Source organism: Streptomyces sp. NPDC056224, from assembly GCF_042267665.1.
Lineage (GTDB): Bacteria > Actinomycetota > Actinomycetes > Streptomycetales > Streptomycetaceae > Streptomyces.
Window position 1 is genome coordinate 209,184 of record NZ_JBHJTK010000004.1, and the last position, 25,253, is coordinate 234,436.

Annotated in this window: 28 protein-coding genes; 14 read left to right on the top strand and 14 right to left on the bottom strand. The window is 74.1% G+C overall.

All coding sequences use genetic code 11. The features are described from left to right. Positions 1–46 precede the first annotated feature (46 nt). The 3 genes from ACFCZ1_RS08270 to ACFCZ1_RS08280 are packed head-to-tail and all read right to left on the bottom strand — an operon-like array spanning position 47 to position 2,739. On the bottom strand, positions 47–1,072 hold the full coding sequence (locus ACFCZ1_RS08270) for an NAD(P)/FAD-dependent oxidoreductase (RefSeq protein WP_376677583.1): 1,026 nt from the start codon (positions 1,070–1,072) through the stop codon (positions 47–49). Beyond that, a complete protein-coding gene (locus tag ACFCZ1_RS08275; protein WP_376677707.1) occupies positions 1,069–1,623 on the bottom strand; it encodes an isoprenylcysteine carboxyl methyltransferase family protein in 555 nt (184 codons plus the stop codon). The genes ACFCZ1_RS08270 and ACFCZ1_RS08275 overlap by 4 nt, the downstream gene beginning before the upstream one ends. Positions 1,624–1,677: 54 nt before the next feature. Further along, entirely contained in the window at positions 1,678–2,739 is a 1,062-nt protein-coding gene (locus ACFCZ1_RS08280; RefSeq protein WP_376677584.1) for a type III polyketide synthase, read from the bottom strand. Positions 2,740–2,815: 76 nt separating this feature from the next. Here ACFCZ1_RS08280 and ACFCZ1_RS08285 point away from each other — a divergent pair, with 76 nt between their 5' ends. Continuing rightward, positions 2,816–3,709 carry a UbiA family prenyltransferase gene (locus ACFCZ1_RS08285; RefSeq protein WP_376677585.1) on the top strand — a complete coding sequence of 298 codons (894 nt, stop codon included), beginning with the start codon at positions 2,816–2,818 and terminating at the stop codon, positions 3,707–3,709. Here ACFCZ1_RS08285 and ACFCZ1_RS08290 read toward each other — a convergent pair. Together ACFCZ1_RS08290 and ACFCZ1_RS08295 are read right to left on the bottom strand one after the other, a co-directional pair. Beyond that, a complete protein-coding gene (locus tag ACFCZ1_RS08290) occupies positions 3,696–4,727 on the bottom strand; it encodes a PHP domain-containing protein (RefSeq protein WP_376677586.1) in 1,032 nt (343 codons plus the stop codon). The two genes, ACFCZ1_RS08285 and ACFCZ1_RS08290, sit on opposite strands and share 14 nt — an antisense overlap. A 55-nt stretch (positions 4,728–4,782) precedes the next feature. Continuing rightward, positions 4,783–5,259, bottom strand: coding sequence for a MarR family winged helix-turn-helix transcriptional regulator (locus tag ACFCZ1_RS08295; protein WP_376677587.1), 477 nt, complete (start codon positions 5,257–5,259; stop codon positions 4,783–4,785). Positions 5,260–5,387: 128 nt separating this feature from the next. Here ACFCZ1_RS08295 and ACFCZ1_RS08300 point away from each other — a divergent pair, with 128 nt between their 5' ends. Next, on the top strand, positions 5,388–5,798 hold the full coding sequence (locus ACFCZ1_RS08300; protein WP_328929362.1) for an organic hydroperoxide resistance protein: 411 nt from the start codon (positions 5,388–5,390) through the stop codon (positions 5,796–5,798). A 76-nt stretch (positions 5,799–5,874) separates the two neighbouring features. Further along, positions 5,875–7,575, top strand: a complete 1,701-nt coding sequence (locus ACFCZ1_RS08305) for an FAD-dependent monooxygenase (RefSeq protein ID WP_376677588.1) — start codon at positions 5,875–5,877, stop codon at positions 7,573–7,575. Here ACFCZ1_RS08305 and ACFCZ1_RS08310 read toward each other — a convergent pair. Together ACFCZ1_RS08310 and ACFCZ1_RS08315 are read right to left on the bottom strand one after the other, a co-directional pair. Next, positions 7,566–7,877, bottom strand: coding sequence for a hypothetical protein (locus tag ACFCZ1_RS08310; RefSeq protein WP_376677589.1), 312 nt, complete (start codon positions 7,875–7,877; stop codon positions 7,566–7,568). The genes ACFCZ1_RS08305 and ACFCZ1_RS08310 overlap by 10 nt on opposite strands. 122 nt (positions 7,878–7,999) lie before the next feature. Beyond that, the gene (locus ACFCZ1_RS08315; protein ID WP_376677590.1) at positions 8,000–8,368 is read right to left on the bottom strand and encodes a DUF6204 family protein; all 369 of its coding nucleotides are present in this window, start codon (positions 8,366–8,368) and stop codon (positions 8,000–8,002) included. A 152-nt stretch (positions 8,369–8,520) separates the two neighbouring features. Here ACFCZ1_RS08315 and ACFCZ1_RS08320 point away from each other — a divergent pair, with 152 nt between their 5' ends. From ACFCZ1_RS08320 to ACFCZ1_RS08330, 3 genes are all read left to right on the top strand, one after another. Then, positions 8,521–9,798: a VWA domain-containing protein gene (locus tag ACFCZ1_RS08320; RefSeq protein ID WP_376677591.1), complete on the top strand. Its 1,278-nt coding sequence runs from the start codon at positions 8,521–8,523 to the stop codon at positions 9,796–9,798. Beyond that, a complete protein-coding gene (locus ACFCZ1_RS08325) occupies positions 9,798–10,625 on the top strand; it encodes a hypothetical protein (RefSeq protein WP_376677592.1) in 828 nt (275 codons plus the stop codon). The genes ACFCZ1_RS08320 and ACFCZ1_RS08325 overlap by 1 nt, the downstream gene beginning before the upstream one ends. Before the next feature lie 116 nt (positions 10,626–10,741). Next, positions 10,742–11,119: a hypothetical protein gene (locus ACFCZ1_RS08330; protein WP_376677593.1), complete on the top strand. Its 378-nt coding sequence runs from the start codon at positions 10,742–10,744 to the stop codon at positions 11,117–11,119. A gap of 26 nt (positions 11,120–11,145) precedes the next feature. Here the strand turns inward: ACFCZ1_RS08330 and ACFCZ1_RS08335 are convergent, their stop codons facing one another. Next, positions 11,146–12,162 (bottom strand): ArsR/SmtB family transcription factor, encoded by a 1,017-nt coding sequence (locus ACFCZ1_RS08335; protein ID WP_376677594.1) that lies wholly within the window; start codon positions 12,160–12,162, stop codon positions 11,146–11,148. A gap of 127 nt (positions 12,163–12,289) precedes the next feature. Continuing rightward, positions 12,290–14,692 carry a serine hydrolase gene (locus ACFCZ1_RS08340; RefSeq protein WP_376677595.1) on the bottom strand — a complete coding sequence of 801 codons (2,403 nt, stop codon included), beginning with the start codon at positions 14,690–14,692 and terminating at the stop codon, positions 12,290–12,292. A 317-nt stretch (positions 14,693–15,009) separates the two neighbouring features. Between ACFCZ1_RS08340 and ACFCZ1_RS08345 the strand changes: the two genes are divergently transcribed. Continuing rightward, positions 15,010–15,696, top strand: a complete 687-nt coding sequence (locus tag ACFCZ1_RS08345; protein WP_376677596.1) for a lysophospholipid acyltransferase family protein — start codon at positions 15,010–15,012, stop codon at positions 15,694–15,696. Positions 15,697–16,212: 516 nt separating this feature from the next. Here the strand turns inward: ACFCZ1_RS08345 and ACFCZ1_RS08350 are convergent. Further along, positions 16,213–16,944, bottom strand: a complete 732-nt coding sequence (locus ACFCZ1_RS08350; protein WP_376677597.1) for a hypothetical protein — start codon at positions 16,942–16,944, stop codon at positions 16,213–16,215. Positions 16,945–17,066: 122 nt separating this feature from the next. Beyond that, positions 17,067–17,498, bottom strand: coding sequence for a GNAT family N-acetyltransferase (locus tag ACFCZ1_RS08355; protein WP_376677598.1), 432 nt, complete (start codon positions 17,496–17,498; stop codon positions 17,067–17,069). A gap of 157 nt (positions 17,499–17,655) precedes the next feature. Here ACFCZ1_RS08355 and ACFCZ1_RS08360 point away from each other — a divergent pair, with 157 nt between their 5' ends. The 3 genes from ACFCZ1_RS08360 to ACFCZ1_RS08370 all read left to right on the top strand — a co-directional run bounded on the left by ACFCZ1_RS08360 (position 17,656) and on the right by ACFCZ1_RS08370 (position 18,687). Continuing rightward, complete coding sequence (locus ACFCZ1_RS08360; RefSeq protein ID WP_376677599.1) at positions 17,656–17,856, top strand: hypothetical protein; 201 nt, start codon at positions 17,656–17,658, stop codon at positions 17,854–17,856. 156 nt (positions 17,857–18,012) lie between these two features. Continuing rightward, the gene (locus ACFCZ1_RS08365; protein WP_376677708.1) at positions 18,013–18,420 is read left to right on the top strand and encodes a YciI family protein; all 408 of its coding nucleotides are present in this window, start codon (positions 18,013–18,015) and stop codon (positions 18,418–18,420) included. Between the two features lie 87 nt (positions 18,421–18,507). After that, the gene (locus ACFCZ1_RS08370) at positions 18,508–18,687 is read left to right on the top strand and encodes a hypothetical protein (RefSeq protein WP_376677600.1); all 180 of its coding nucleotides are present in this window, start codon (positions 18,508–18,510) and stop codon (positions 18,685–18,687) included. Between the two features lie 326 nt (positions 18,688–19,013). Here ACFCZ1_RS08370 and ACFCZ1_RS08375 read toward each other — a convergent pair whose 3' ends face one another. Then, positions 19,014–20,507 carry an AMP-binding protein gene (locus ACFCZ1_RS08375; RefSeq protein WP_376677601.1) on the bottom strand — a complete coding sequence of 498 codons (1,494 nt, stop codon included), beginning with the start codon at positions 20,505–20,507 and terminating at the stop codon, positions 19,014–19,016. Positions 20,508–20,596: 89 nt separating this feature from the next. Here ACFCZ1_RS08375 and ACFCZ1_RS08380 point away from each other — a divergent pair, with 89 nt between their 5' ends. Continuing rightward, entirely contained in the window at positions 20,597–21,343 is a 747-nt protein-coding gene (locus ACFCZ1_RS08380; protein ID WP_376677602.1) for a class I SAM-dependent methyltransferase, read from the top strand. Positions 21,344–21,450: 107 nt separating this feature from the next. Then, positions 21,451–21,861 (top strand): rodlin, encoded by a 411-nt coding sequence (locus ACFCZ1_RS08385; RefSeq protein WP_376677709.1) that lies wholly within the window; start codon positions 21,451–21,453, stop codon positions 21,859–21,861. 235 nt (positions 21,862–22,096) lie between these two features. Here ACFCZ1_RS08385 and cynS read toward each other — a convergent pair whose 3' ends face one another. Continuing rightward, positions 22,097–22,567, bottom strand: a complete 471-nt coding sequence (gene cynS / locus ACFCZ1_RS08390; protein WP_376677603.1) for a cyanase — start codon at positions 22,565–22,567, stop codon at positions 22,097–22,099. 109 nt (positions 22,568–22,676) lie between these two features. Then, positions 22,677–23,294: a carbonic anhydrase gene (locus ACFCZ1_RS08395; protein ID WP_376677604.1), complete on the bottom strand. Its 618-nt coding sequence runs from the start codon at positions 23,292–23,294 to the stop codon at positions 22,677–22,679. Between the two features lie 124 nt (positions 23,295–23,418). Here ACFCZ1_RS08395 and cynR point away from each other — a divergent pair, with 124 nt between their 5' ends. Further along, positions 23,419–24,348, top strand: a complete 930-nt coding sequence (cynR, locus tag ACFCZ1_RS08400; RefSeq protein WP_376677605.1) for a transcriptional regulator CynR — start codon at positions 23,419–23,421, stop codon at positions 24,346–24,348. Between the two features lie 282 nt (positions 24,349–24,630). Continuing rightward, complete coding sequence (locus ACFCZ1_RS08405; protein WP_376677606.1) at positions 24,631–25,125, top strand: patatin-like phospholipase family protein; 495 nt, start codon at positions 24,631–24,633, stop codon at positions 25,123–25,125. Positions 25,126–25,253 lie beyond the last annotated feature (128 nt).

The window sequence follows — 25,253 nt, forward strand, 5'->3', positions numbered from 1 at the left end:
CACCCCGCGCCCCGCGCGGGGTGCCGTTCCACGCGTGCCCGCGCCCTCACGCCAGGAGGTTCACCGCCCCCGTGAACACGCGCGGCAGCCGGGCGGCCAGCGGGACGATCCGCCGGGCGAGCCGCGGCCGGTGGCGCGCCCAGAGCAGGGACTCGGTGAGCGTGCGGTAGCTGCGCGACAGCTCCCGCCAGGCCTGTTCGTACGCCTGCGGCCGCCCCTCCCGTACACAGCGGACCAGCTCGCCCGCCGCCGTCACCGCCAGTGTCAGGCCCTCACCGGTCAGCGCGTCCACGTACCCCGCCGCGTCACCGACGAACAGCACGCGCCCCGCCACCCGTACGCGGGCCCCCTGGCGCAGCGGCCCGGCGCCGCGCACCGCCGTACCGGGCGACGCGGCCAACCGGGACGCCAGCCGCGGGAAACGGGCGAGCTGCGCGTCGAACGGGGCCTGCTCCGCGGTCAGCAGGGCCACCCCGATCCGGTCGGGTGCCAGCGGGGTGACGTACGCCTCGCACCGGGCCGACCAGTGGACCTCGACGAGGTCGCTCCACGGCTCGACGGAGTAGTGCCGGCGCAGGCCGTAACGCGGCGGCCGGGCGGGCGCCGGTGGCGCGCACAGACCGAGGCGACGCCGGACGGGGGAGTGCAGGCCGTCCGCGGCGACGAGGTAACGGGCCGTGAGGCCCGCCGCGCTGACGCTGTCGCCGTCCTGCCCGATCCCCTCGACGCGCCTGCGGACCACGCGCACACCCAGCCGGGCGGCGCGTTCGGCCAGCGCGGCCTGGAGCGCGGTGCGCCGCAGGCCGAGCCCGGGGCCGGAGCGGAACAGCCCCTCGGCGTGCCGCGCGGTCACGGCGTCCACGTAGCGGATGCCTCGGAAGGGCTGCCCGGTCACCGGCACACCCAGCTCCAGCAGCCGGCGTACCGCCCCGGGCATCAGCCCCTCCCCGCAGGCCTTGTCGATCGGGGTGGGCCGCGGCTCCACGACCACCACCTCCAGACCGGCCAGTGCGCCGTTGATGGCCGTCGCCAGGCCCGCCGGGCCGCCTCCCGCGATCAGCAGGTCGATCACGAGCGGGAGCCCGACGCGGGAACGGAGGCGGGGGCGCGCAGTCGTCCGCCGTCCGTCAGCGCGGCCTCCTCGCAGCCGATCCGCACGCGCAGCAGCAGCAGGTTGAGGGTGGTGAAGCCGAGCGCGGTCACCCAGGCGGTGTGCACCAGCGGCAGCGCCACACCCTCCAGCACGACGGCCACGTAGTTGGGGTGGCGCAGCAGCCGGTACGGTCCGGCCGCCACCAGGGGGAGTCCGGGGACCACCAGCACGCGGGTGTTCCAGCGCGGTCCCAGGGCGGCGATGCACCACCAGCGCAGGGCCTGCGCCGCCAGGACGAGCGCGAGGGCGGACCAGCCGAGTACGGGGACGAACGGGCGGTCGGCGGCCAGGGGTTCCACCACGCAGCCCACGAGCAGCGCGGTGTGCAGGGCGACCATGGCCGGGTAGTGGCCGCGGCCGTACTCGCGGCCGCCCCGGGCCAGGCTCCACGCCGTGTGGCGGCGGGCCGTGACCAGCTCGGCGAGCCGCTCGGCCGCGACCAGGCCGATGAGCAGCAGGTACAAGGTCATGGACGGGGCCATGGACGAGGACATGGGCAGGGGCATGGAGTCACCAATCAGCATTCACCAGCGGAGCAGGACGAGTTCGGAGGCGAAGCCCGGCCCGAAGGCCAGCATCAGGCCGACGGATCCGGGCGGCGGCGGCCCCTCGGTCTGGATGCCGCCCAGGATGTGCAGGACCGAGGCGGAGGAGAGGTTTCCGGCGGCCGCCAGCGAACGGCGGCTCGCGGCGAGGGCCGAGTCGGGCAGGCCCAGCGCGTCCGCGAGCGTGTCGAGGATCTTCGGGCCGCCGGGGTGGCAGATCCACGCGTCGACGTCGGCGGGCTTGAGGTCGTGCGCGGCGAGGAAGGCCTCGATCTCCTCGGCCACGTGCAGCCTGACCAGGTCGGGTAGTTCGCGGCCGAGGACCATGCGCATGCCCCAGTGGCCGATGTCCCAGCCGAGCAGGTGCTCGGTGCCCGGGTAGAGGCGGCTGCGAGCCGCCACCACCGCGGGTCCGGCGCCGGTGGCGTGCAGGGGATGGTCGCGGCCCACGGCGACCAGCGCGCCCGCCCCGTCGCCGAAGAGGGCTCCGGCCACCAGGTTCGCCATGGAGGTGTCCGTGGGCTGCAGGGTGAGTGAACAGAGCTCGGTGGACAGCAGCAGCGCGGCGTGGCCGGGCCGGCCCGTCAGGTAGTCGTGGAGATGGCCGACTCCGGCGGCGCCGGCCGCGCAGCCGAGGCCGAAGAGCGGGACCCGCTTCACGTCGGGCCGCAGTGCGGCGCGCGACGCGAGGCGGGCCTCCAGCGAGGGCGTCGCGAGCCCGGTCACCGTGGTCGACATGACGAGGTCGATCTCCGGCGCCGTGAGACCGGCGCCGGTGAGGGCGCGTTCGAGGGCCCGGCCGGCCAGCTCCAGGGCCGCCTCCAGGAAGAGGGCGTTCGTCGTGCCGAAGTCGTTCGCCGGCCCGTACCGCTCCAGCGGGAGCGCGAGATGGCGGGTCTCCACGCGCACCGAGGCGTGGACCCGGCGCAGCAGCGCGGTATCGGAGCCGGACGGCAGGAAACGGGCGAGCGCTGCCGTGATCTCGGCTTGCGGATGGCGATGCGGCGGGAACACGCTGCTCACTGCCAGGACACGTGTCATTGATTCACCATAGAAAATAACTGACACATCGTTATGAATCAGGCAATCCGGGCGCGGCGCGGCATACCGTGACGGTGTGCCCGCGCGAACCGCAGAGACCGGACGGCCGCCCAGGCCCGCCGTCGCTTCCGCCGCCGCCGCTGCCGCCGTGCGGTGGCGCACCGCGGCCGTGGGACTGCTGGCGGCCTGCCATCCCCTGCCGGCGGCGGCCGTGACCCTCTTCGCCGCGGTGCTCGCGGCCGCGGCGGGGCGAAGCCTCCCGGGAGCGGCGGCCGCGGTGGGCGCGGTGGCCGCCGGACAGCTCTCGGTGGGCTGGTCCAACGACCGGGCCGACCTGAGGCGCGACCTGGCAGCGGGGCGGTGGGACAAACCCCTGGTGGCCGGCACGGTGCGGCCCGTGGCCGTGACCCGCGCGGCGGCCCTGGCGCTGCTGGTCTGCGTCCCGCTCTCGCTGGCCGGCGGGCCGCTCGCGGGCGGGGTCCACCTCGCCGGTGTCGCTGCCGCCTGGGGGTACAACCTCAAGCTGAAGGGCACGGCCGCCTCCTGGGTCCCGTACGCCCTGGCCTTCGGCCTGCTCCCCGCCTTCCTGACCCTGGGCCTGCCCGGCGCGCCGTGGCCGCCGCCGTGGCTCACGGCCGCCGCGGCCCTGCTGGGCGCGGGCGCGCACTTCGCCAACGTCCTGCCCGACATCGCCGACGACCTGGCCACCGGGGTCGTGGGCCTGCCCCAGCGGCTCGGGGCCCGGGCCTCGGCGGTGGTCGCCGGGCTACTCGTGCTCGCCTCGGCCGCCGCGCTGGCCGTGGGGCCGCCGGGGCGGGTTTCGGCGTACGGCTGGGCACTGCTGGCCGCCACGACCGCGACGGTGCTCCTGGCGGCCCGCCGCCCGGCGGGGCGGCTCCCGTTCCGTGCGGTGATGGCCGTCGCCGGAGCCGATGTCCTCCTGCTGGTGGTCCAGCTCAGGCGGTCCTAGTGCGGCTCCACGTGAGGAGCCGCTCCGCCGGCCAGGTGTTGACGACGCGCCCGGCCGGGACCGCGCACTGCGCGGCCCGTTCGCAGCCGAGGATCTGCCAGTCCAGCTGGCCCGGCGCGTGCGCGTCCGTGTCGATCGCGAACAGGGTCCCGGCGTCGACGGCGAGGCGCAGCAGCCGCCGGGGCGGGTCCAGCCGCTCGGGCCGGCTGTTGATCTCCACGGCGGTACCGGAGTCGGCGCAGGCGGCGAAGACGGCCTCGGCGTCGAACTGCGACTCGGGCCGGGTCCGTCCGGTCACCAGCCGTCCCGTGCAGTGGCCCAGTACGTCCAGCAGGGGATTGCGCACGGCCGCCAGCAGCCGCCGGGTCATCGCGGGCGCCTCCATCCGCAGCTTCGAATGGACGGAGCCGACGACCAGGTCGAGCTGCTCCAGCAGCTCCGGTTCCTGGTCGAGCGAACCGTCGTCGAGGATGTCGCACTCGATGCCCGTCAGGAGCCTGAACGGCGCCCAGGTCTCGTTGAGCTCCGCCACCACCCGCAGCTGTTCCCGCAGCCGCTCCGGGGAGAGGCCGCGGGCGACGGTGAGCCGCGGCGAGTGGTCGGTGAGCACGGCGTACTCGTGCCCCAGCGAGGCCGCCGTCCGGCCCATCACCTCGATCGGGCTGCCCCCGTCGGACCAGTCCGAGTGGATGTGGCAGTCGCCGCGCAGCGCCGCCCGCAGGGCGGTGGCGGCCGGGTCGGCCGGCGGGCCGTCGGGGAGCGCGGCGGCCTCGTCCTCCAGCGTCTGCAGATACGCCGGCACCGCCCCGTCGAGGGCCTCGCGGGCCACTCGGGCGGTCTTGGGGCCGATGCCCTTGACGGTTTCCAGGGAACCGGCCGCCACGCGTGCGGCGGTTTCCTCCTCGCCCATCTGCCGGAGGGCGGCCGCGGCCGTCCGGAAGGCCTTCACCCGGTAGGTGGGCGCCTGGGCGCGCTCCAGCAGGAAGGCGATCCGGTCCAGCGCGGCCACAGGGTCCATCGGGTACCTCCAGGACCCAGTGTGGCAACGAGGCGGTGATCGCGCCGGGCGGGCGTCAGGCCTCCTGCGGGACCGCGGCGTCGAGGGCGGCGGTGAGGCGGTTCAGGCGGGCCTGGAGGTCGACGATCTCGGACAGCTCGAAGCCGGTCGCGGTCGCGATCCGCCGCGGTACCTCCGCCGCGCGGGCGCGCAGCGCGGCGCCCTCCCGGGTGAGGTGGGCGTGCACGGAGCGCTCGTCCTCGGCGCTGCGCTCGCGGCGGACCAGACCGGCCGCCTCCAGTCGCTTGAGCAGCGGCGACAGCGTCCCGGAATCGAGCCGCAGGTGCTGCCCGATCTCCTTGACCGGCAGCTCGCCGTGCTCCCACAGCACCAGCATCACCAGGTACTGCGGGTAGGTCAGGCCCAGGTCCTTGAGGACCACCCGGTAGAGCCCGCCGAAGGCTCGGCTCGCCGCGTTCAGCGCGAAGCAGATCTGGCCGTCCAGGCGCAGGAAGTCCTGGTCGGGGTGGGGTGCGGTCGGCTTCTCGGTCATGGGCGCCAGTGTACTCGGGGTGGGCTTGCGAGGCATTGAATTGTGCACAACTCAATTGCGTGCTCTAATGATGGGGCGAGGCCGACCGACGGCCGTCGCAACGGTTCACTTCTGCGAGAGGAACTCCGATGGACGCGCTGTACACCGCTGTCGCCACCGCCAACGGCCGCGAGGGCCGCACCGTCAGCTCCGACGGCCAGCTCGACCTCGCCCTCGCCATGCCCCCGGCGCTCGGCGGCAACGGGCAGGGCACCAACCCCGAGCAGCTCTTCGCAGCCGGTTACGCGGCCTGCTTCGCCAGCGCGCTCGGCCTGGTCGGCCGCCAGGCCAAGGCCGACACCAGCGAGGTGTCGGTCACGGCGGAGGTCTCCATCGGCAAGGACGGCGCCGGCTTCGGCCTGGGCGTGGTCCTGCGCGTCGAGCTCCCCGAGTCCCTGGCGGGCGAGACGGGCACCCTGCTGGTCAAGCAGGCGCACGAGGTCTGCCCCTACTCCCGGGCCACCCGCGGCAACATCGACGTGGACCTCGTGATCGAGTAAAGATGCCGGACACCGGGCGGGCGGCCACCATGGGAGACACACCGACTCGTACGGGGCCGCTCGCCAGGAGGCGCCCATGGCGCACACCTACGCAACCGATGTGCTCGTCGCCGGCGCCGGCCCGGTCGGGCTGACCGCGGCGGTGGAGCTCCGCAGACGCGGAGCCTCCTGCCGGATCGTCGACCGGCTGCCCGCCCGCCTGCCGTTCGCCAAGGCCGTGGGCATCCAGCCGCGCACCCTGGAGATCTGGGACCGCATGGGACTGGTCCGCACCGTGCTGGAGGCGGCCGTCCCGATGCGCGGCCAGTTGGCGTACGTCAACGGCGCCGAGCAGGCGCGCCTCGAACTCGCCCTGCCGCCCGAGGTTCCGTACGGGTTCGCCGCCCTGCCGCAGTACGAGACCGAGCGCATCCTCGACGAGTTCCTGGCCCGCTTCGGAACCGAGGTCGAGCGCGGCACCGAACTGGTCTCGTTCGCCCAGGACGCCGACGGGGTGACCAGCCGGCTGCGGACCCCCTCCGGCGCGGAGGAAGAGGTACGGACCCGGTTCCTGGTCGGCTGCGACGGCGCGCACAGCATCGTCCGCAAGGGGCTGGGGCTCAGCTACGAGGGCGGCGCCTTCCCCGAGGAGTTCATGCTCGGCGACGTCGAACTCGACTGGGACCTGCCGCACGACTACGGCGTGCGCTCCATGCACCGGGGTGAGGACGGCACGATCGACGACACACTGGTGTGCATCCCGCTGCCCGGTCCGGCCCGCTACCGGGTGTCGATGACGGTGCCGCCCGAGTTCTCGGCAGCTCGGCAGGGCGAGGCCGCCTCCGACGGGGTCGCGCACGGCCTGGAGAGCGGCCGGGCCCCCGGACTCGCAGACATCCAGACCGTCCTGGACCGGCTCTCGCCGCGCCCCACCACCGCCTCCAACGTGCGCTGGACCTCGGTGTTCCGCATCAGTCACCGGATCGTGGACCGCTACGCCGACGGCCGGGTCTTCGTCGCCGGGGACGCGGCGCACATCCACCCGCCGACCGGCGCCCAGGGCATGAACACCGGCATCCAGGACGCCTGGAACCTGGCCTGGAAGCTCGCCCTCGCCATCGACGGCCGTGCCCGCCCCGACCTGCTGGCGAGCTACGACGCCGAACGCCGGCCCGTGGGCGAGGAGGTCGTCAGCCGCACCGTGCGGCACGCCGCCGAGGGAGTCCAGGCCGACCCGCAGGACGGGGCGACGCTGATGATGCGCGAGGCCCAGCTGCTCGTCGGCTACCGGGGCAGCCCGGTCGTCGACCCGCCCGGCGAGGGCCCCGGCCCCCGCCCCGGCGACCGGGCCCCGGACTGCGCCGGCCTCACCGGACCGATCGCCTCCTACCCGATGCGCCTGTACGACGTCCTGCGCGACCGCGGACACCTGCTCGTGCTGTACGGCGGCGGGAACGGGTCCGCGTCCGGGGCCCGGGCCGGGTCCGGGGCCGGGTCCGGGGCCGGGGACGGCCGGTGGACCGACGCGTTCGTGGAACTCGCGCGGACGGCACGGGAGTCGTCCGGGGACCGGATGGAGACCTGCCTGGTACTCGAACCCGACGGCCCGGCCGCCCCGGACGGCCTACCGGCCTATCGTGATACCGGCGGCGAGTTCGCCCGCCTGTACGCCGTCGACCGGCCGACGGCCTTCGTGATCCGTCCGGACGGCTACCTCGGCGCCCGCCTCTCCCCACCCACGGCACAGGCGCTGCGCACCCACCTCGCGGGCACCTTCGCCGCCACGGCTCAGGGGTAGTCCCACCGGGCGTCCGCATGACCGAGCTTCCGGTTCATGGCGGTGACGGTCGCGTTGGCGCGGTGGTGCACGGTCCGGATCCGGCTGGCGCCGCACAGACCGGCGAATCCGATGCCGAGCGTCTTCATGGCGATCGACACCCCGCGGCCGCGGTAGGGCGCCCGGACACCGGTCATCTCGTTGAACACGAATCCCGCCGCCCGGTGGTCCGACGTCGCGGCCAGTCCGATCCAGCCGTCGCCGTTGCCATCACCGTTGCCGTCGCGGGCGATCACGACCCCGCGCGGATCGTCCGAGGGCACCTCGATCCGCCGCCGGACGTACTCGTCGAAGGAGTGGAACGGATCCGCGCCCGGGGATGTCCGCCGAGCACTCCTTGTTCAGTTCGTAGGGCGCGCGGCGCGCGTCGGGACCCACCGACCGGTCATGACCGGCCGTCGGCGCGGGCGGCCTCCCGGCGGCCGCGCTTGCCCAGCGGGGCCAGCGACAGGTCCTGGGCCCGGGACTTGAGCTGCTTGAAGCCGTACCCGCGCTCGGTCAGCCAGCTTTCCGCGGCCAGTTCGGCGCGTGCGGTCGCGTCGAGGATGTCCTCCTCCGTCTCCCCCGTCTCCAGGAAGCGGAAGGTGAAGAAGGGGCGGACGGCGACGTCGTCGTACGCGAGGTGCCCCTCGGCGGTGAAGGCCGCGTGCAGCACGTCGTGTTCCGCAGCGGCGGCCGTCAGCTCGGCCCGCTGGCCGGCCGTGAGGCCGTCGAAGGCGCCGCGGACGGTGATGCGGAAGGTACGGGAGCTCATCCCGGCACCCCAGACGGCACCTTTCGTCCCCCGCACCGGGATTTCCCGCACGGCGACGGGCGACGCGCCCGCTCCGGAGCCCGGGGAACGGCCGAAGACCGGGAACGGCAGCACATTTTGGATTGACGGACGATCCTCAATACGATCCGGCGATGATCACAACGAAACGGCTGGCGGCCGGGGCGTGCGGCCTGCTCGCCGCCCTGGCCGTCGGGCTCTTCCCGGCGAGCGCCACCGCCGCCGACGGACCGACGGCCAACGAACCACCGAAGGTCGACCTCGTCCTCGACGTCAGCGGCTCCATGCGGGCGACCGACATCGACGGCCAGTCCCGGATGGTCGCCGCGAAGCAGGCCTTCAACGAGGTCATCGACGCGGTCCCCGACGAAGTACGGCTGGGCATACGCACCCTCGGCGCCACCTACCCCGGTGAGGACAAGGCGCTCGGCTGCAAGGACACCAAGCAGCTGTACCCGGTCGGGCCGCTCAACCGGACGGAGGCGAAGACCGCCGTCGCGACGCTCGCCCCCACCGGCTGGACGCCCATCGGCCCCGCCCTGCTCGCCGCCGCCCAGGACCTGGACGGCGGCGACGCCACCAAACGGATCGTGCTCATCACCGACGGCGAGGACACCTGCGCCCCGCTCGACCCGTGCGAAGTGGCGCGCGACATCGCCGCCAAGGGCATTCACCTGGTCATCGACACCCTCGGCCTGGTCCCGGACGCCAAGACCCGGGCCCAGCTCACCTGCATCGCCGAGGCCACCGGCGGTACGTACACCTCGGTGCAGCACACCGCCGAACTCTCCGGCAGGGTCAAACAGCTGGTCGACCGGGCCGCCGACCCGGTCGTCAACCCCGTGGCCACCGAGGGCGCCAAACAGTGCGCAGGCGCCCCCCAGCTGAAGCCCGGCCTCTACAGCGACCGCGAGACCTTCGGCGAACACCGCTGGTACCGGGTCGACGTCCGCCCCGGCCAGGAGCTGCGCGCCTCGGTGAGCATCGCCGCCGACCGCGCCGTCAACAACGACTACGGCGTCCTGCTGCGCGCGACCACCGTGCACGGCCGCGAGATCGTCCGGGGCTCGGAGGCGGGTGACGGGCGCACCGACGTCCTGTCCACCGGCCTGCGCTACCCGAAGGCCGGGATCGACGGCGTGGACGAGGAGGCCGCGGAGGCGACGGAGACCGTCTGCATCCAGGTCAGCAACTCCTTCTCCGCCCCCGCCTCCGTCAAGACCACCCCGGGCATGCCGGTCGAGCTGACCATCGACGTGGTGGACGGACCCGACGCCGCCTCCGACGCCGCCTCCTTCGGCCTCGGCCGCGGCTGGTGGCTGCTGGCCGCCCTCGTGCTCATCGGGCTGGCGGCCGGTGTGGTGTGGGGATGGATCTCACGCTGGCGCATCTCCGTCTGGAGGACCAACTGATGCGTACCGTACGCACACTGACCGCCGCCCTGCTCACCGCGGCCGCCGCCCTCACGGTGGCGGGAACAGCCGTGGCGGCGGCCGCGGGAACGGCCGCGGCGGACACCGCGTCGGCGAGCCCCTCTCCCAGTACCGGCTCCACGTCCGGGCAGGGCGAGCCCGCGGCCCCGACCGAGGCGGGTACGAGCTTCCGTACCGCCACGGCGATGCGTCCGGGCCAGCGGGCCACGGCCGGCGCGTCCACCGGCGACTACCTCTACTGGGTCCTCCCCGTCGACGCCCAGCAGCGCGCGACCGTGAAGGCGACGGTCACCCTGCCCGAGTCGGCGGGCCGGCACGGCGCCGCGACCTGGCAGCTCGACGTGTACGACGGGCTGCGCCGCAGGCAGGCGTGCACCTACGGCACGCAGACCAGGGCCGCGGCCAAGGACGCGGCCTCGGTGGAGCTGTCCTGCACCCTGCGTACGGTCCGCGCCGCGGCCGAGCAGTGGGCCAACGACCCGCTGCCGGGCAGCTACTACGTGCGCCTGACCGTCGTCGACCTGCCCGAGGAGGACCTCGGGCAGCCGGTACGCGCGGCCGTGGAAGCCTCCGTGCAGGAGACGGGCGGCGCCCATGCCGTGGACGGCGCCCTCGCCACGCCCGTGGTTCCCGCCACCGTGACCGGACCGCTGCGCGAGCCCGAGGACGGCTGGTCCGCGGGCTGGTGGTCGGACCGCTGGCTGTGGACGGCGGCCGGGGGGATCCTGGGCGCCCTCGCGGGCATCTTCGGCTACTCCCTGACGCGCGGCGCGGGCCGCCCGTCCGGGGTGGCGCCCCGCGCCTGACAGCGCGCCGCGGCGGGCGGGCCGCGGTCCCGGGTACACCTCCCGGGCCGCGGCCGTCCGCGTGGTTCGACGCCCTTCACAGGTATGAGCCGGCCTCGCCGGGGCAGACGCCGGGCATGAGCTTCCAGCATCCGGCGGAGAAGGGGAAGAGGCGCGGCGGGGGTATCGGCCGCTTCGAGAAGCTGGCCGAGCTCGCTTCCAACTTCACGAGTTCCGCCCTCTTCTCCATGCTGTGCGTGGCCCTCGTGGCGGCTTTCGTCGCCGTCCACGTGGCCCATATGCCGATGGAATGGCAGCACCTCGCGGGCGACGCGATGGGCGCCGTCGCCCTCCTGCTGCTGGCACTGCTCAAGAACTCCGAGCGCAGGGCCGAGCACGCCATCCAGCGCAAGCTGGACGCCATCGCCGCCGCCCTCCTGGAACAGCAGGAGGGCGAATTGGGCCAGGCCCACAAGGAGTTGGAGAAGGCGATCCGGATGGAGAAGCGCCAGTAGCGGCGGGCGGCGGCCGCACCCGGCCGCTATGCGCGGGCCGCTCCGCTTCCCAGCAGTTCCGCGCCCAGCGCGGTGATGGTGTGCACGACGGACTTGCCCCGCCGGCTGGTGGTGATCAGATTGGCGTTGCGCAACACCGTCGCGTGCTCGCTGGCCGCCGCCACCGAGACGTGCAGGCGCCGCGCCGGCTCGGTGGTGCTGCACCCTTCGGCGGCCACCTTCAGCGCGGCCGCCCGGGTGCGCCCCAGCAGCGCGCCCAGCGACTGGTCCGCGGCTTCCTCCCCACCCCACAGCGCGGCGCCCGCCTCCGCGTCGCCGATGGTGGGAATGGCGAGCGTCGGCGCCGAGCCGGCGTCCACGGGGTCCCACAGCAGCCTCGCGTCCCGCCACAGGAAGACCGTCGGAGCGATCACGAGCCCCCGCCCCTCGAGGCGGACGTCGACGTCCCGGTGGTATCTCATCTCCAGAACGGGCGAACGCCACCGCACCAGCGGCACGCACATTCCCTCCAGCAGCCGTTCGACCCCGCCGTCGAGCAGCGTCCGCGCGAATTTCGCGCGCACCCCCTCCATGTGGCTCCTCGCCCGGCTCCAGTAGGGAGCGACGATCGCCTGGTTGCAGGCGGCGAGCCCCGCGGCGAAGTGGCGGCGGGCTTCGAGGTCGCCCCGCGCCAGGGACCGGGCCCACGACAGCTGCGAGGGATGGAAGTCGATGTGCTCGACCTCGGTCCGGATCCGGTCGGGCGACGCGCGCAGCAGGTTGTCGATCCCCTCCTCGATGGACGGCGTGTCACCCATCAGCATCGTCAGATCGATGTCCGGGCCGTCCACGGCCAGCAGGCTCGTCGCCGGGCGGGTCTCCACGCCCAGCCGCCCGCGCGCCATCGATTGCCAGGGGCGGAAGGGCAGGGCGTTGGCGGCGCAGCCGCGCAGCAGTTTCAAGCCGAACATGGTTTCCGTGGCCGCGCCGACCGTGGCGGCCACCCGGGTCCGGGCCAGGTCATCGGCGGTGAAATGAATGCGCAGCACCGAGCGTCCCCCCATAGCCGTCGACCTCGGCGCCACGTGAGCGCCGACCGCAGTCTGTGCCGTGCCCCGGCCCCCGTCCAGCGGATATCAGGCCAGGACCCGGTTCGGCTCGGGCCGGGCAGGTCCGAGCCGAGAACAACGCCTAGCCGAGCCGGGTGAGCCGTGTGCCGAACGAGGGCTCCGCCAGGTCGCCCTGGACCGCCACCGGTACGCTCTTCGCCCCGTCCCCGTCGCCGGCCGTCAGCACGCCGATCTCCGAACCGGCCTTCGCGGTGTGCGGGACCGCCGCCGCCCCGGTCCGGAGGGTGAGCTTCAGCCGCTGGCCCGGTACGCCGATCACGTTCAGGTCCTTCGTGGCCACCAGCGGGGTGCGCCCACCGAGGCCGTCGTCCACGTACCCCACCTGCTGGCCCTTGCGGACGACCGGGGCCGACGCGAGTGCCTCCCGTACGGCTTCGATGATCTTCTTGCTGTTCGCCTTGACCAGGATCAGGCTGTTCCCGCCGTCCGGGTCCGGACCGTCCACGTGCTGGTCCATCAGGGTGCCCAGGATCAGCGGGGTCTCGTCACCGACCGACTTGTACGCCGCCCACATCAACGTTCCGCCGGCGGGCGTGCTGGACCCGGTCTTGATGCCCCTGATGCTCAGGCCCTGGGCCGTGAGCAGGTCGTTGTTGTTGAGGATGGGCTGGGGCAGCCCCTTGATCGTGGCGTTGGGCAGGGCGACGATCGCGCGGAACGCCTCGTCCTTCATGACCGCCTCGGCCAGTTTCAGCTGGTCGGCGGCGGTGCTGACGGTCCCCGCGTCCAGGCCGCTGGGGTCGGTGTACGTGGTGCTCCCCATGCCGAGTTCCCTGGCGGCGGCGTTCATCTTCGCGACGAACGCCGTCTCGGAGTCGCTGCCGGTGTCCCAGCGCGCCAGCAGGCGGGCGACGTTGTTGCCCGAGGGGATCATGAGCATCTTGAGCATGTCCTGCTGACTGAACTTCGTGCCGACGGTGAGTCCTTCGATGCGCGACTCGTGTTCGGAGGTGCCGTCCGCCACGGCCTTCGCGTCGACCTCGATGGAGGGGCCGGGGTCGGTCTTGCGCAGCGGGTGGTTCTTGAGGACGACGTAGGCCGTCATCACCTTGGCGACGCTGGCCGTCGGGACGGGCTTCTGCTCACCGAAGGTCCCGATGTCGCCGGATCCGGGGACACGGACCGCTCCTTGTCCCTTGGCGGGCCAGGGGATGGAGAACTGTCCGGCGAGGGTGCGGTCCGCGTCGGTGGCGACGACGGCCGGCGCGGGCAGGGGGCGCAGCAGCTGGGCGCCGGCGAACGCGCCCGCGAGGAGCAGCAGGATCGGGGTCCACACCTTGACGCGCCGCAGCGCGGTCCGGCGGGGGGTCTCCGTCGGGGGAAGGGTGTTGGTGAGCTCGGCCAGCATTTCCAGCGGGGGCAGCGGGGCCGCGACGGCTGCCGCCCTGACCTCGGGCCAGGGGCGGGTCCGGGCCTCGGCCGGGGCCGGGGTGGGCGACGGCGGGTCCAGCGGCTTGAGCGCGACGAACTGGCTGGTCTTCTCGGCGTCGCTGTCGGCCTCCCGCGCCCAGGAGGGGACCTGCCGGGGCGGGCCCGCCGCCTCGGCCTCGTCCTTCGCCTCGGGCCCCGGCCCGGGCCCGGTCGCGCCCCCGTCCCCGTCCCCGTCGATGTCGGGCTGCGGGGCGGCCGTGGTCTCGGAGGTCTCCGGGCCGTCGGGCTCGGCTTCGCTCCCGCTCCCGCTCCCGCTCCCGTTCCCGGCCTCCGGAGCGTCGGGCTCGGCTTCGGCGTCATCGGGAGACCCGGCCGCAGCCTCGGGGGTCTCGTCGGCCGTTTCGTCGGCGCCGTCGGGTACGAGGGAGCCCTCCGGGTCCGCGCCGTTGGCCGCCGGGGCGGTGTCCTCGGCGGTGTCGGGACGGGTGGGTGAGTCCTCGGCGGCCTCGGCCTGCGGCTCGGCTTCAGCCTGGGGCGCGGGCTCGGCTTCGGTCTCCGATTCGGGCTTGAGCTTGGTCTCCGGTTGCTCGGGGGTCTCGTCGGCCGTTTCGTCGGCGCCGTCGGGTACGAGGGAGTCGTGCGGGTCCGCGCTGTCGGCCGCCGGGGCGGTGTCCTCGGCTGTGTCGGGACGGGTGGGTGATTCCTCGGCGGCCTCGGCCTGCGGCTCGGCCTCGGCCTGCGGCTCGGCCTCGGCCTCCGATTCGGGCTCGGGCTTCGTCTCCGCCGCGGGCTCGGCTTCCGTTTCGGGCTCCGCCTCGGTCTTCGGTTCGGCCTCGGCCTCCGCCTCGGGCCCTGTCTCGGCCTTCGGTTCGGTCTCGGCCTCCGCCTCGGGCCCGGTCTCGGCCTTCGGTTCGGTCTCGGCCTCCGACCGGGGCTTGCCCGACGCCTCCGCCTCCGCCTCCGCCTGCGGTCCGGTCTCCGCGCGCTCCTCGACGACCGCGTCGGGCTCCGCCTCCGGGACCGTCTTCTCCTCGGCCTTCTCCTCGGTCTCCGCCCGCTCCGAGGAATCGCCCGCCACCGTTACCGCCTTCATCCCAGCCCCGCCTTGCCGCTCACACCCGACGGCCGTCCGCCACCGCCCACGCGGTGGCGGGCGGCCCGCCGGTCTTGCCGATACGTCGGACGAGGCCCGCCGCGGAGCCTCGCCGATCACCTAGATGCCCGCTGGCACCCGCCCGTTCCTCCCCGCGGATCTTGTGACCGTTCGGTCATATTCCTCGTCCGCGACGAGCCCGCCTCCAGGGCAGGTCGCTTCGCCTACCGACGGTGAGTAGGGCTACTCATGACCGCTGCGCGGCCGCGGCCGACCATGGACGACACCACCACCGCGCCACCCGAACGGGGACGTCCATGCTCAGCCGAATCGCCGCCGCCGTCGTACCCGCCTGCGGGACCCTGACGGTCACCGCCGACCCCGGATTGCGGCCCGCCGCCGGCAGCATCCTCGTCGCCAACCACACCTCGCTCGCCGACCCCGCCGTGGTGGTCGCCGCGCTGCGCAGGTACGGGATCGAGCCGGTCATCCTGGCGACCAGCGGGCTGTGGCGGGTGCCGCTGCTCGGGTCCGCGCTGCGGCGCGAAGGGCACATCGCGGTCCACCGCGGAACCCACCGGGCGGCCGACTCCCTCGACGCGGCGGCCGTCGCCCTCGCCTCGGGCCGCAGCGTGCTGCTCTACGGAGAGGGCCGACTGCCTGGCCGCCGCGACGCGGGGGAGTCCGCCCCGGGCCCCTTCCGCAGCGGCCTGGCCCGGCTCGCCGCAGCGACCGGCGCCCCCGTCGTACCCGTGGGCCAGGCCGGCGCCCGCCGCCTGTGCTCCGGCGGTCGTGCCAAGCAGATCGCCGGGGCCCTCACCGCCCCGCTGCGCAGGCCCTGCCTCCACGTGCACATCGGCTCGCCGCTGCACCTCCCCGACCGGGTCCCGGAGGCGACGGAACGGGCCCGCGAGGCCGTCACCGCCGCCTGGCGCACCGCGGCGCTCTCCCTCGGCGAACTCGCCGCACCGCGTCAGGAGCCGCCGCGGGCGCGCGAGCGGTAGCCGGCGATCCTCGCGGGGTCTTTGCAGCGGTCCATGGACCACCAGCGGCGCCGGCCGCTGCCCACCGGTCAAGTTCCGCGCGAAGGCCGGCCGGGGCGTGGGACCGGGCTGCGCCGCCGCCTCGTTGACCCGCCCCCTCCACGGCGGCCCCTCAAAACCCGGCGAGCGCCCTCCGCCCCGCGCGGCGGGTGAGTCCGGCCGCGGTCACGCGTACGCCCGCCCTCCGGCCAGCCCGGGTGCACCGGAGGAATCCTTCCCGGGCTGCCGGCACGGTGGCCGAGCCGGGCCCGGCCCGGCGTGACCGGCCAGGGGGGCGTCCACACCGGCCTCCCGGCCACGGCGCCGCCCGCGAACGCGCACACCCCGCGCCGCCGCGCCGCGGAGGGCGAGACCGCGGTTGCACGCGGCGGCCAGCAGGTCCGCGGCGCCCGGAGACCGCCCGGACACGTCACCGCCCGGACACGTCACCGCCCGGGCCGCCGCCGTCATCCGTCGTGAACAGCGCGCCAACCGCGTCTAACGCGTGGTGTGGGCGAGGGGCACCCGGGCCGTGGCCTCCTCGTCGGTGTCCGTGTCGATGAAGGACACCACCAGCGGGCTGCTGCCCGCCGGGCCGCCCGCCGTCGCGCGCAGCCGATAGCGCTCCACGCGCACGCCCTCGCGGGCGAGCGGGCCGCCGCCGGTGTACATCGCTTCCGGCATGCGGTCGTTGGCGATGCGCAGCGCCGCCGCGCGCCAGCTGCCCGAGGCCTGGTCGAAGCGCTCCAGCAGGAAGCCCGGACCAGAGCCCGGCAGCTCGCCCGGTGCGCCGACGAGGCTCTCCATCTGGAAGGCGACCAGCAGGTGCCGGTACTCGGCGGAGTTGCCGTTCCGCAGGGTGACGGTGAACTCCTGCGCCGGGCCGCCGCGTACGAGGGCGAGTCCGCCGCCCCGGGTGTCGACCGCGACCTTCAGCCGGGTCGGGGCGGCGGGCGGCGCGGGCGGGGTCGTGGCCGGGGCCGAGGGCGCGGGGGACACGGAGGCGGCTGTCGCGGACGCGGAGGCGGACACGGCCGGCGAGGCGGCGGAGGCCCCGGTGGGCGTGGCCGACGGGGACGCCGATCCGGAAGCGGAGGCCGTCGGGGACGCGCCCCCCGGGGTCTCGCCGTCCTTCTGCCCGCATCCCGTCAGGCCGGTCAGGCCCGCCAACAGCACGGCGGCCGCGGTCGCGGCGCTCAGGATCCGGGGAGGTCCGTCGGATACGGGCATGAGACGGGTCCCCCCAGGTCAGGTCGGCTGAGGCCGGAACCTAACAGGTGCGCAGCGCGCGGACGAGCCCGGGCGGGCATCGAAGCGGCGACGGTCCGGTCACGGGGACGGCCGCGAAAGCGTCAGGTCAGGGGCTTCTCGAAGTTGAACGCGGTCACTGCCATCCGTTCACGGAAGTAGAAGCGGTGGGCGTCGGTCCGCTGGGTTCCGGAGTCCAGGGTGAGCGAGGTGCAGCCGGCGGCCCGGGCGTGCTCCTCGAGGTGCGCGAGGAGCGCGTGGCCCACGCCGGTGGAGCGGGCGGCCGAGGTGGTGACCAGGTCGTCCACGTAGAGCTTGCGGATCTGGTAGGTGTTCGCGACGGTCCGCCAGCCGGCCGCGCCCACGCAGACGCCGTCGCCGTCATATGCGGCGGTGAAGCGCAGCCCCTGGCTCCGTCCCTCGGCGAGGATCGAGAGGAAGAGGTCCTCGGTGAGGTGGGGGCGCAGTTCGAGCAGTACGGGAAGCAGGTCCTCGGTCAGCCGCGAGTCATCAGGTGCGAGGTCGATGATCTTCATGGGGTCAGCGTAATCGGCCCCGGCGGGAGCGCCGTCCGGAGTCCGGGCCGTCCGCCAATCGGCTTGGACTTGGCCGTGACCGGCCGGGTGCCGGGACAGAGCGCCGACTCCTCCCTAGGTTCTTGGGTGCCCCTAGCTCCTCGGAAAAGGTGGATCCATGCGTTCTGTGCGCTCCCTGCTCTCCGTCCTCGCCGCCGGCGCGATCGTCCTCGGCGGCGCGTCCTCGGCCGCCGCCGACGTGAACGTCTACGCCCCGCTCGAGAACTCGTACACCATCGTCTTCGGTGACTGGCTCCAGATCGCCGGCGACGACGTGTTCAACGCGGGCCACAACAACACGGTCGGTTCCAACAACTGACGACGCGGCGCGGCCGGCCCCGCCCTCCCGGGGCGGGGCCGGCCTTGCGCGGCCTCGCCCCGGCACGTCGCGTTGGCAGGGCGAGGGCGAGGGCGAGGGGGAGGGCAGAGGGAGAGGAACCGTGACGAACGGCAGGAGTGGCACCCCGTGAAGTACATGCTGATGGTCCTGGGCAAGCAGGCCGACTACGAAGCCATGAGCGGCAAGGCGAGCGGCGACAGCCCGGCCTGGTCCGCGGCGGAACTCAAGGCGATGTTCCACCACATGGGTGCGCTGAACGACGAACTGGCCGCGGCGGGCGAGCTGGTCGACGCGCAGGGACTGGCCGAGCCCCGCCAGGCCCGTCTGGTGACCGCAGACGCCAACGGCGCCCCGGTGGTGTCCGACGTGCCGTACGGGGAGACGAGTGCGGTCATCGCCGGCTACTGGATCGTCGACGTCCCCGACTTCGGCCGGGCCACCGAGATCGCCGCCCGCGCCCAGGCCTGCCCGGTCCCCGAGGGTGCGCCCACCTACCCGATCGTCGTCCATCCCGTGGGCGACGCCCCCGAAACCGAGAAGTGACACCCGCCCCATCCGCGATCCGGAAGCCGGCGTCCGCATGCCGGACGCCCGCCACGGTTGTCGGACCCCCCGTCTATTCTTGATCACGTGAGCCCGACCCCTGACAACCTCGCCCCCGAGCGTCCCCTCGCCGAGATCAACGCGGATATCCGCCGCCTCTTCGCCCGCGCGGACGGCCGCCTGTCCGACGCCGAGCGCGTGCGGCACGCGATGCTGCTGGCGGAGTGGGCCTCCGCGATACGAGCGTCGGTCGTCCCCGCGGCGTAGCGGGCCCACCACCCACCACCCACCACCCACCACCCATCGGCCCACCGTCCAACCCGCCGCCGCCCGCCGTCTCCGCCGATCGCGGTGTGGCGTGCCGTGCCGTGCTGTGCCGTCTCGGACCGGTGAATTCCCGCCGCCCTCGCGCCGCTCCGAACGTGCCCGGCCGTCACGGCTGGACCGGCGGCCCCGGCCCCGGTGCCGGCACCGGCACCGCCGCCCACGGGGTCCCCGCCGCCGGCGCGGTCACCCTCCTCATCCGGCGCGAAACCGAGCAGTCCGGCCTCGCCCCCGCTGATGCGGGAGGTCCGGACCTACGCCGCGAGGGGTCAGCGCCCTGCACCGGCCGCGCGGTCCCGCAGGCGGCGCTTGTCCGGCTTCCCCCGGGCGGTCAGCGGGATCGCCTCCTCCCAGAACACCGCGGTCGGCCGGTGTGCGGGAGACAGCTCCCGCCCGACCAGGGCGCAGGCCTCGGCCGCCGCCTCGGCGCCGGGCGCGCACCCAGGCGCCGCCACCAGGAAGGCGCACACCTCCTCGCCCGTCAGATCGCTGTGCCGGCCGACCACCACCGCCTCGGCCACGGCCGGATGCCGGGCGAGGGCGGCCTCCACGGGCACGCAGTACACGTTGTCCCCGTCGACCATCACCACGTCCTTGACCCGGTCGTCGAGGAACAGGTAGCCGTCCTCGCCGAGGTGCCCGAGGTCCCCCGTCCGCAGCCAACCGTCCCGCAGGACCGACGCCGTCAGGCCGGGCCTGCCCCAGTACCCGGCCATCATCGCCGCCGACCGCATCCACACCTCCCCGGTGCGCCCGACGTCCACCGCGGTCCCGTCCCCGTCGCGCACCTCGACCTCCACCCCCGCCACGGGCCGCCCCACGGAGGCCAGCAGCTCCGGCCGGTCCGTCACCGCCGCCTCGTGGTCCGCGGGCGTGAGGCGGCAGATCACCGCCGCCTCGTTCATGCCGTAGCCCTGCTGCCACCGCCCGCCCCAGCGGGTCACCGCCTCGCGCAGCCGGGAGGGCAGGACGGGCGAGTCTCCGTACGAGATCACCTCCAGCCCCGGCACACCCGCGGCGGTCCGGGGGTCGTCCAGCAGCCGGTACACCATCGAGGTCGTCAGGTACGTCGACACCCGCCCCAGGCGCCGGCAGGCCGCGGCGAACTGCCGTGGCCCGAAGGGGTCGAGAACCTCCACCCTGCCTCCCGCCCGCAGCTGTTCCAGGGAGCGCCCGCCGGACCTCTGGGCGAGCGAGGTGACCGACAGGTAGACCGGTTCAGCCCACCCGGCCGCCCGTACGGTGTTGCGCGCGGCCATCGCGCCGAAGGTGGAGGCGACACCCTTGGGCAGCCCCGTGGTGCCGCCGGTGTAGGTCACCCGGGCCACGTCGTCCTCCCGTGCCCGCACGGCCACCGCCGTCGCCTCACGGTCCGCCGCCCGCCGCATCACCTCGTCCAGGCCCAGCCGGGGCGTACCCGTGTCGGGCACCGGGACGTCGTGCAGCACCAGGTCCGGCCGGCAGTCCCGCAGGATGAACTCCAGCCCGTGCAGGGCCGGTCCGGCGAGGACCTGGGTCAGCCGCGCGCCCAGGAGGTGCGCGGCGAGCCGCACCAGCAGCACCTCGGGCCGGTTCCCGCCCGCCACGCAGGCCAGCCCCGACCCGCGCCCGACCCCCGCCTCCGCGAGGGTTCCCGCGAGGCGCCAGGTCTCCTCCCGTACGTCCGCGTACGTCATGACGGCGGGCCCCACACCGAGGGCGGGCCGGTCCGCGTACCGCTCCAACGCCTCTGCCAGTTCCGTGACGTACCGTGCCCGCGCCATTGCGCAACCCGCCTCTCCGCGTCCCGCCCACGTACCGTACAAGCCACACCCCCTGCCGGGACCCGCGGTCCCTCGGCATCATGGACGGTATGACGACCGGATCCCGTGCTCGTTCGTTCAGCGCCGCGGCCGCCCGCTACGCGGACCACCGCCCCACGTACCCGCCCGCGCTCCTCACCGCTCTGGCGGATCTGGCAGGGTTCCCGCCGGCCGGGGCGCGGGTCGCCGACGTCGGGGCGGGCACGGGCATCGCCACCGCCCTGCTGGAGGCGGGCGGGGCCCGCGTGATCGCGGTGGAGCCGGGCGAGGGCATGGCCGCCGAGTTCCGCCGCCGCAATCCGCGGACTCCGCTCGTGCGTGGCGACGGCAACCGGCTGCCCCTCGCCACAGGCTCGGTGGACCTGTTGACCTACGCGCAGTCCTGGCACTGGACCGACCCCGCCCGCTCGGTCCCCGAGGCGCTGCGCGTGCTGCGCCCCGGCGGGGCGCTGGCGGTCTGGTCGAACGATCCGGACGTCTCCGTCGAATGGATCTCCGAGCAGCAGGACCGCATCGAGAAGCGGTTCGGCCCGGGCTGGTACATCAACGAGCGGGCCCGCTCGCAGGGGGAACTGCGCTTCACCACCCGCCGCCTTTCCTGGTCGCGCCGCGTCCCGGTCGACACGCATCTGGCGAAGCTGTCCACGCACTCCCTGTTCCTCATCGGCGAGCCCGGCACCGACGCCTTCCTCGCCGACGAACGGACCTTGCTCATGGGCCGGTTCCCGGACGGCCTCGTCGACGAGCACTACGTGGTCGATCTGAGCGTGGCCGTCCGTGACGGTGCGCGACCGTGAAGGACCCGGCCAGGGGCTGTTCGGGTGAACCGGCGGAACCTGCGGCGCGTCCGGCCGTTGATCAAGGCGCTCACCCCCATGCACTCGTGCACACAGAAAGACCCATGATGATCAAGAAGATTATGGCCACCGCCGCCGTCACCGCTTCCATCGTCGGCGCGGGCGCCGCCGTGGCCGCCCCGGCTATGGCCATCGGCAACGACAACGGGGTCAACACCGTCAACGGCAACGGTTCCCAGCAGATCTACGGCAACCAGAAGACCCACGGTGACCTGAGCCCGCAGCTCGGCCTGGTTCAGGGCACGCTGAACAAGCCCTGCATCGGTCTGCCGGCCAAGGTCAACGCGCAGTCGATCCTCGCCCTCGTCAACATCGGTGTCCAGGACATCAACGTCCTGTCGAACCCGCAGAACCAGCAGTGCACCGAGAACTCCACCCAGGCCAAGGGTGACGAGCCGCTCTCGCACATCCTGGACAACATCCCGGTCCTCTCGGGCAACATTTCGCAGGGCAGCTGACGCAGTCCCCACCGCGAGCCGGGGCCTCCGACGCCTGCGCGAGTGCCCACGGGGCCCCGGCTTGTTCCACCCGGATCCGCGGATCCGACCCCTTCCGCAGGCGTGCGGCGGCCGAGAGGCCGTCGAGCCGGGCACCGGTCCTCATGCGGAGAGCCTCCCGTCCCACCGGACGGGAGGCTCTCCGCCGTTCCGGCGCGTCCGGCGTGTCGGCGCGCTCCGGCGTCGTGCCGGTCTGTCAGAAGGGCCTGGTCGGAAGGTACTTGCCGTCGAGGGTGATGACCGCGCGTTCGCCGCCCTCGGGGTCGGCGACCTTCCGGACGTCCAGCTTGAAGTTGATCGCGCTGATGATGCCGTCCCCGAACTGCTCGTGGACCAGGGCCTTCAGAGTGGTTCCGTACACCTGGAGCATCTCGTGGAAGCGGTAGATCGTCGGGTCGGTCGGGAGGCCGCCGGGGACCGGGCCGCGGGTCGGGATCGTCTGCAGGAGCGCGACCGCGTCCTCGTCCAGGCCCAGCAGCGCTGCGACCGGCCTCGCCGCGGACTCGGGCAGGGGATGCTGGCCCAGCAGCGCGGCGGTCACGAAGGCGACCGACAGGCCGGCGGAGTCCGCGAGCTGCTGCCAGGAGAGGTCCTTGCGGGTCTTGGCCTCGACCACGGCGACGGCGAGGGCCTGGCGGGCGGTGGGGTCGAACTGGGCGTGCGGCATCAGGAGACGTCCTTTCGGGGACGGGAACGGGGGACGAGGAGGGGGTTGGGGAACGGGGAACGGGAAGAGCAGGGGAACGGGGAACGGGCGGGAGCCGGGGTGGGGCCGCTCAGACAGCGACGGCGGCCGACGGACCGGATACCTCCGCGACACCGCCGGTGGGGATGTCGTAGACCCAGCCCCGCAGGGCGAGCCGCCCTTCCGCCGTGGCGCGGGCGACCGCCGGGTGCGTGGCCAGGTTCGCCAGCTGGGCGCGTACGTTCTCGCGGACCAGCGCGGCCACCCGTTCGGGCCCGGCGCCCGCCGTGCGGGCCACCGAGGCGTCCGCGTGCCGCAGCCAGCGGGCGACCGATGAGGCGGCACTCAGATCCGTGCCCTCGGCGAGGGCCGTCATCGCCCCGCAGGCGGAGTGCCCGCACACGACGATCGCAGTGACGCCGAGGACGGCGACGGCGTACTCGATGCTGGCCGTCACCCCGTCCGGGCCAGGTGCGTAGGCGGGCACCAGATTTCCGGCGGTGCGGATGACGAACAGCTCGCCCGGCTCGCTCTGTGTGATCAGCTCCGGCACCACGCGGGCGTCCGAGCAGCCGATGAACAGGGTCGCCGGCCGGTGGGCTTCGGCGAGCTCGGCGAAGAGCCGTGCCTTCGCCGGGAACACCTCCTGCTGAAAGCGTGCGACGCCGTCCGCGAGGTCGTCAGCGAGGCCGTCCGAAAGATCGTGCATGGTCACTCCCTCTGGTGGGGTGCGCCCGGTGGGGCTTGACGTGTTCCACCATGCATGAGCTGCATCTATTGTGTCCAAGACGCAATATCCATGCCTCTTATTGATGTCATCTATAGTTGCCGCCATGGCTCTGGAACTGCGTCACCTGCGCTATCTGATCGCCGTCGCCGACCACGGCAGCTTCACCCGCGCCGCCGAGGAGCTGCGGATCTCCCAGCCCACCCTGTCCCAGCAGGTCCGGCAACTCGAACGCACCGTGGGAGCACAGTTGTTGGACCGCACGGGCCGCGCCGTCCGGCTCACCGACGCGGGCGCCACGTACGTCCGCTACGCGCGCGGCGCCCTACGGGACCTGGCGGCGGCCGAACGGGCCGTGACGGACCTGGCCGACCTCTCCCGCGGCCACCTGCGCCTCGCGCTGACCCCCACCTTCACCGCGTACCTCGTCGGCCCGCTCACCGCCGCACTCCACGCCGACCACCCCGGCATCACCGTCGAGGTCCGCGAGACGGCCCAGGACCGCATCGAGGCCGGGCTGCTCGCCGACGACCACGACCTCGGCCTCGCCTTCGACCGGGCGCACCTGCCCGGCATCGCCGCGGCCCCGCTGTTCACCGAGACCCTCGGCCTGGTCATGGCCGCCGACGGAACGGGAGACCGCCCGCCCGCCGGTGAACCGCTCCCCGTATGGGACCTGGCCGGGCGCCGACTGGCCCTGCTCAGCGGGGACTTCGCCACCCGCGGACACGTCGACGCGTACCTTTCCGCCCAAGGGGTGCGGCCCGACGTCGCCGTGGAGGCGAACTCCGTCCAGGCCCTCACCGAGATCGTCCGGCGCACCCCCCTGGCCACCGTCCTGCCGGACGCCGTCACCGACGACCACCCGCACCTGCGCCCTGTCCCCCTGGACCCGGCCATCCCGCCCCGGACGGTCGTCCTGCTGCGCCGGGAGAGCGCCTACGAGAGCCCGGCGGCGCGCGCCTTCACCGGACTCCTCCGCAGACTGGTGGACGCCCGGGGCTACCGCCCGGCCCAGGCCCTGTCGTCACGGTAGCGCCTGGCCTGCGACGCTCCCCCAGCTACCGCTGGGAGGTACCCCCAGGCACCGCACCTCGCCGCGTTGGCGGGGCGCCCACGTACGTCCAGTACTCAGGCGCCCCTCCGCCTTGCGATGCACGGCACCGAACTGCCGACCATGACCAGACGCCAACCTTCGGGCGGAGCCGGGCATCAGCCCGTCCGACGCGGTCCCGGCATCGCTGACTGACTCGGCGGGCTTTCCCGGCCCTGACATCGGATCGGCTTCCGTCCCTGGCCGGGGCGGCGCCGCCCGGGCGTGGCGCCACTTGCTCCCCGAGCGCTCGTCCTGGGTCCCGGGGGTCACGTCGGCGCGGCCTGGATGGCCGGGCTGGCCTATGGGTTGCACCGCGATGGCGTGGATCTGGGCGAGGCCGACCCGATCGTCGGGACGTCGGCCGGCGCGATCGTCGGAGCGCTGCTCGCCACTGGGCAGAACCCGGGGCGACTCGCGACTTCGGCTCGCCCGGATGCTCACCGGCTCAAGGCGGACCCCGGGCGGATGGGCGAGGTGTTCGCCGTACTGGGCGACCGCAGCCTGGAACCCGGCGAGGCCAGGCGCCGCGTCGGCATGCTCGCGAGCCCGCGCGCTGGTCGTGGTCGAGCCGATGGCCCACCTGTTTCCCCGCGAGCCACTCAACCAGCAGCTGGCGGCCGTGGGCGCGGACACGGTGGTGACCATCAGCCCCGATCCGGCCTCGGTGTCCGCTTTCGGCTCGGGCCCGGGCGACCTGGCAGCCCGGCGCCGAATTGACCCCAAGACGGTTCGGTCAGCCATGAGGGACGTACGGGCACAGGTCTCCCCGGTGATCACGGAGTGCCGCAGCTCCGTGATCACCAAGACCTGTGCCTGTGCTGTTACCGGGGTGCCGTCGCCGCGCC